Below are 3,462 nucleotides of genomic sequence, written 5' to 3'. Positions count from 1 at the left end.
ACGGCCTGGGCCTGGACCACTTCGAGGGCCGCTCCTGGACCGGCTTCCACCACCACGTCACCCTCGTCAGCGCCGCCCACGCCTTCCTCACCGAACAGCGCCCGGCCCCAAAAGTCGGTGCACCGGTCTCACCCTCTACCAGGTCCTCGACGCCCTCCAGGACCTCCTGAGGTGCTGGACCGGCCTCTGCATCACCTGCTGGCAGCCCCTGCCCAGAACCCGCAGATCAGCACCGACTTAACGGAGTCCTACTGGCCCGTGACTACGAAACGCTGACCGTCCGCTCCGAAGCCCTCATCGAACTCCACATGATCGACCTCATGGCCCGCCGGCTGACCGGAGAATCCACACCAACCCGGCGAGGCCCGACACCTTTAAACGAGACGGCATCGCCGGGATCAAACACCTACCTAGGGCGAAAAGTATGTCAAAGGGCCAGGCCTCCCGTTGCGTCGATGACCTGGCCGGTTATCCAGCGTGCGTCGTCGGAGGCGAGGAAGGCCACGATGTCGGCCATGTCTTCCGGCCGTCCGATCCGGCCGAGGGCGGCAAGGGACGCTGCTTGCGCCTCGGCCTGCGGATCGCCCAGCAGGGTGGCTGCGCTGGCATCGGTGAGGACGGTTCCGGGGGCCACTGAGTTGACCGTGATGCCCCGGGGGCCCAGCTCCTTGGCGAGGGTGAGACTGAAGTTGTCCAGGGCTCCCTTGGTGGCGGCGTAGGCGATCATTCCCGGCGTGGCCAGGCGGGCTACGGAGCTGGAGATGTTGATGATCCGGCCCCCGTCGCGCAGGCGCGGCAGTCCCTGCTGGGTGACGAAGAACGGTGCACGCACGTTCACGGCGAAGACCTTGTCGAAGGCGTCCTCGGTCAACGACTCCAGGGCCGCGAAGTCCCCGATGCCGGCGTTGTTGACGATGATGTCGAGTTTCCCGTCGGGCGCGTGCTCTGTGCCCGTGGCGTCGAAGGCGGCCCAGAGGCGGGCCGCGTCGCCGTGTTCGCCCAGCCCCGCCTGGAGTGCGAAGGCCCGTCCTCCGTTCTTGCGGATGTTTTCGACGGTCTCGCTCGCCGCCGTCTCGTCGCGGGCGTAGGTGACGCCGACGGCGGCGCCGTCCTGGGCGAGCCGCTCCGCGATCGCCCGGCCGATGCCCCGGCTGCCGCCGGTGACCAGTGCGACCTTGTCCTCGAGTGCTCTTGCAGACATGGCGGAAGACCGCCTCCCGTTCATCGAATCGTCTCTTGAGTGCTATGGAGCGCCTAGACCAGCGGCTTGTGTTCGGGCCACCACCGCTGGACGGCTTCGACAGCCGTCGTCGGGCTGACGTTGAAGCAGAGCTTCGCGCCGGGTGCCAGCTCGTGGGTGGTGTTGACCAGCACCTCCAACAGCGGGGTCAGCTCCGGGTCCAGCCGGACGCCGGCGCCGATCAGCACGATGTCGTAGTCCTTGGCGGTCAACGCGGCGCGAAAGACCGCCTCGGCCGTGCGGCCGTAGTCGAGCAGGCAGACATCGACACTGAGGCCGAGCTCCTCGAGCCGAGCCCGGCCCGCGGCCATTCCGGCCCGGACCGCCTCGGCGTCGATTTCAGGGAACGCCGCCCGTGACGAGGGCGCGTCGTCCACCAGCGCTGGATCCAGTCCGACGTTGAGCATGGACGGGGACATGTCGGTGTACCTCCGGTGACCTGGGGTTTCTCGGACCCACGGTAGGCGCCTGGAGGTCGGGCGGCCCTCCCACATTTCTGGGATACCGTGGCAAGGGTGAGTTCCAGTTCCCCGATGGTCCGGCGCGAGACCGTGCGCGACATCGAGGCGATCTGCCGTCTCGACCTCGACTCCCGAATACTGCGCCGCCGGATCGCCGACCGGCTGACACGCCTCATCCCGGCCGACTCCTACTGCTTCAGCACGATCGACCCGATGACGCTGCTGACCGCCGACCAAGTCAGCGCCGGGCTCGTACCGGAGGCGGCCGCGGCCGCCGCGCACAACGAGTACCTGGTGGACGACGTCCTGAAGTTCGCGGCGCTGGCCCGCTCCGAGGTGTCCGCGGGCACGCTCGGTGCGGCCACCGGCGGTGATCCGGAATCCAGCCACCGCTACCGGACCGTGCTGCCGATGATCGACGCACGGCACGAGCTGCGGGCGGGCTTCGTGGTGGACGGCCGCTGCTGGGGCGTCGTCGCCCTCTTCCGCGGCGGCCGGCGGCCCGACTTCACCCCGGCCGACGTCGGCGTCCTGCGGCGGCTGTCCGCCCCGGTCGGTGCGGCCCTGCGCCGGGCCGCCCACCGGGCACCCGACGACACCGCTGCGGGCCCGTCCGAGGCCGGAGTGCTCCTGCTCGACCAGGACTTGCGGCTGTTTTCGGAGAACCTGGCCGCGAAACTCTGGCGGGACGAGCTGGGCCCGTCGCAGGCGGAACTGCCGTCCGCGATCCTGGAGGTGGCCGCACGGGGAAGAGGCGCTGAGCTGCCGGCGTACGGGCGCATCCGCGGTCGCTCGGGCCGGTGGCTCTCCGTCCAGGCCTCGCCGCTGAGCGGCAGCCCGCACCCGGCGGCCGTCGCCGTGACGGTGCATCCGGCGCCGGCCGCCGACGTGGCCGAGATACTGCTGCTCGCGTACGGGCTCACACCGCGCGAGCGGGACGTGCTGGCCCGGGTCGTCGCCGGGCTGCCGTCGCGGACCATCGCCGTGGAACTGCACATCACCGCGGCGACCGTGCAGGACCACCTGAAGAGCGTGTTCGCGAAGACCGGTGTCCGCAGCCGCAGCGAACTGGTGGCGACGGTCCTGGGCCTGTGACCGGAGGGACCAAAGGGCTCTCCCCGGCTCCGTGCGTCACATCGCCGTACGACCCTCTGAGAGGATCTTCGGCGTCTTCTCGAAGACGCCGATGCCGACCTCGGCCATGGAGGCGACAGCAGCAGGGAGACAACCACGTCCAGGCCGGATCCGACACAGACCTCGACCCGGCCGCCGGTCAGGTGGGCCGGCCAGGCCGCGGCCTGGCCGAGCCCCAGCCCAGGCTCACACGCTGTTCGACAACTCCCGAAGAGATCAGTGCCCGCCGCGCCCCCCGGCCAAGCTTGTTGGTCGCGAGCAACTCCTTGCGGTCGGCGAACACTGCGGTAGCCGACCGCCTACCGGCAGCTCGCCGCCCTGCCCTGGCGGGACATCGCCGTCCAGCACACCACCTCCTCCACCGGACACGGCCGGCGCGAGTCCCGCTCCCTCAAGACCTGTTCCATCGCCGACGACCTCGGCGGGACCGCCTTCCCTCACGCCCGCCTGGCCCTCCGGGTCCACCGCCGCTGCAGGCAGACCGGCCGCCGCGCCAGTCGCGAGACCGTCTACGCCGCCACCAGCCTCGGCGCCCACCAGACCACCCCGGCCGAACTCGCCACCGCCCTCCGCGGCCACTGGAGCATCGAAGCCCTGCACCACGTCAGAGACGTCACCTACGCCGAG

Annotated in this window: 3 protein-coding genes and 2 pseudogenes; 3 read left to right on the top strand and 2 right to left on the bottom strand. The window is 70.4% G+C overall.

What is annotated here, in order from left to right:
* Nucleotides 1-170 (top strand): annotated as a pseudogene (locus tag IE271_RS40405) (IS701 family transposase); the annotation flags it as partial.
* Nucleotides 171-251: 81 nt separating this feature from the next.
* Nucleotides 252-365, top strand: a pseudogene (locus IE271_RS43155) (IS5 family transposase); the annotation flags it as partial.
* 62 nt (nucleotides 366-427) lie between these two features.
* Here IE271_RS43155 and IE271_RS40400 read toward each other — a convergent pair.
* Nucleotides 428-1,201, bottom strand: coding sequence for a glucose 1-dehydrogenase (locus IE271_RS40400; protein WP_190195407.1), 774 nt, complete (start codon nucleotides 1,199-1,201; stop codon nucleotides 428-430).
* 53 nt (nucleotides 1,202-1,254) lie between these two features.
* Nucleotides 1,255-1,647 (bottom strand): hypothetical protein, encoded by a 393-nt coding sequence (locus IE271_RS40395; RefSeq protein ID WP_153182573.1) that lies wholly within the window; start codon nucleotides 1,645-1,647, stop codon nucleotides 1,255-1,257.
* A 108-nt stretch (nucleotides 1,648-1,755) separates the two neighbouring features.
* On the opposite strand from IE271_RS40395, the gene IE271_RS40390 reads away from it, so the two are divergent.
* Complete coding sequence (locus IE271_RS40390) at nucleotides 1,756-2,796, top strand: helix-turn-helix transcriptional regulator (protein ID WP_190195406.1); 1,041 nt, start codon at nucleotides 1,756-1,758, stop codon at nucleotides 2,794-2,796.
* Nucleotides 2,797-3,462: the final 666 nt, after the last annotated feature.

This window comes from Streptomyces minutiscleroticus, assembly GCF_014650875.1.
Lineage (GTDB): Bacteria > Actinomycetota > Actinomycetes > Streptomycetales > Streptomycetaceae > Streptomyces > Streptomyces minutiscleroticus.
This window is presented reverse-complemented; position numbering and strand designations above follow the sequence as displayed.

Excerpts from the sequence above, each read along its gene's own strand:
- IE271_RS40400 (WP_190195407.1), bottom strand. The coding sequence starts at position 1,201 with ATGTCTGCAAGAGCACTCGAGGACAAGGTCGCACTGGTCACCGGCGGC.
- IE271_RS40395 (WP_153182573.1), bottom strand. The coding sequence starts at position 1,647 with ATGCTCAACGTCGGACTGGATCCAGCGCTGGTGGACGACGCGCCCTCG.